This is a genomic window from Pseudomonas paraversuta (assembly GCF_904063065.1).
GTDB classification, from domain to species: domain Bacteria; phylum Pseudomonadota; class Gammaproteobacteria; order Pseudomonadales; family Pseudomonadaceae; genus Aquipseudomonas; species Aquipseudomonas paraversuta.
The window spans coordinates 1-1,047 of record NZ_CAJFCL010000026.1 but is presented as its reverse complement, the minus strand read 5'-3'; the positions used below and the strand labels follow the sequence as shown (position 1 = coordinate 1,047).

General features: G+C 63.2%; 1 pseudogene. It reads right to left on the bottom strand.

Annotation, left to right across the window (positions count from 1 at the left end):
* Positions 1-1,047, bottom strand: a pseudogene (locus JQ845_RS22745) (RHS repeat protein); the annotation flags it as partial.

The window sequence follows — 1,047 nt, the reverse complement described above, 5'->3', positions numbered from 1 at the left end:
AGTACCAGCCGCTGTCCTGTTCGCGCAAGGCGCCGGCGTAGCCCAGTCGGCTGGTGCCGGGCTGGCTCTGGCCGTAGGCGCCGTAGACCGGGGTGTTCAGGCTGTCGTTGGCCTCAGTGGTTATCGAACCCTGGGCGTCGGTGCCCAGCAGCATCACTTCGCGCACTGCCGATGCAAGACGGCTTTCAGCCACCGGAACGTCACCGGCCCGCACCCAGCGGGTCTGGGTGTTTTCACCCACCTCGCAACTGAGCTGGCCGCCGGTGTGGTAACGCCAGCGCGGGCCATTAGTGTCCTCGGTCTTGATGATGTTGCCCGCCGGGCCGTAGTGCCAGCGGCGTTCGCCTGTAGGCAGGGTGACGCCAATGAGTCGGCCCAGGGCATCGTAGTGCAGCGGATTGCCCCGTTCATCTTTCAGTAAATTGCCGAGAGCGTCGTACTCCAGGGTTACCGGTGCCGGGTAATCGGCGCGGCTGTGACTGACGCTAAGCAGTTGGGTAAGGTCGGCAGGGTTGTAGCCGAATACGCTGACATTGTTGGCGCTGGCGTCGGCAAAGACCGTTTCCAGTCGACGAATATTGTCGAGGGCGTCGTACTGGAAGTGTTGCTCGCGGTAAGGGTGGCCGTGGGCATCCTGCGGTAAATCCTCACCGTGCAGACGGTGCGCAATCACCCTTCCGCGCAGGTCGTAGTCGAAGCTTTCACTACGCACCAGAACACCGTCACGGGTCAGTTCACGCTGCGCAAGCTTGCCGTCTTTACGCCATTGCTGGGTCTGGATTTCAAGGGACTGTCGGGTGGGCGTACGGGTAGCCGTTTCTCGGCGGGCCGGGCGGCCCAGGCTGTCGTAGCCCAGGGTTACGGTCATATCCCGCGAGCCATCGTTTGATTGGGTGCGCTGCTGGTGAATCCGCGAGGCCGCATCGTAGGAGAGGGTGACCGTGACGTCAGGGCCTTGCTGTTGAATCAAGCGACCCAATTCGTCGTACTGGCAGCGCTGTTCGGCACCGTCGGCATCGGTCAGACGCGTCACTGTGCCCGCCGGGG